We start from the raw sequence: 659 nt of genomic DNA on the forward strand, positions 1-659 counted from the left end.
AGCAAAAGTATCCTCATCAGAAAAATGAGAAACAGAAAACTCACCGAACCTAAGAATTTGAGCAATAACAAAAGAATCAACAGAATCATTCTTAGTCTGTCTAATATACATCTTTCTAAAAGCATCAGATTGAATAGGGTTAATAACAACACAAGAAAAACCTAAATCAATTAAGAAAGAATAAAGCGAAAGCCAATAATGGCCAGTAGCTTCCATACCAATAATACAGTTGTTAGAATCAATCGAAAAAGAGGAAATAAATTTCTGAAACTTCTCTAAACCCCTAATAGAATTAGAAAAAGAAAAGGACTCAGAAACAAGTTTCCCATCAGAATCAATTATTGAGGCTTCGTGGTTTTTCTTTGCAATATCAACACCAATGTAAAACATAAAATCACCTAGCTTTAATATAAATTTAGATAGAGAAAGGACCCTCAAGAACTTTACGACAATCAAACCTCGTTAGACATACAGCAACGAAATGCGCTATCCAGCTCATACTGATAAAGACGTAAAGAAGAGGCGTAACCCTAATTTAGGAAGACTAGCTTCAAGGAGGTTAACTACGACCTCTATCTATACAATTATTATCCCATAAGAAAGTGGGATTGAGAACAAAATGTAGTATTTATTACTACAACTATAATATACGAGGAGGT

The 659-nt window shown here is 33.1% G+C and carries 1 protein-coding gene; it reads right to left on the reverse strand.

From position 1 onward, the window contains the following. A partial coding sequence (locus CJ192_RS09165) for an IS110 family transposase (protein WP_146001770.1) occupies positions 1-390 on the reverse strand: 390 nt, incomplete at its 3' end. Positions 391-659 lie beyond the last annotated feature (269 nt).

The sequence above is a fragment of the Anaerococcus hydrogenalis genome (genome assembly GCF_002871895.1).
GTDB lineage: Bacteria > Bacillota > Clostridia > Tissierellales > Peptoniphilaceae > Anaerococcus > Anaerococcus hydrogenalis.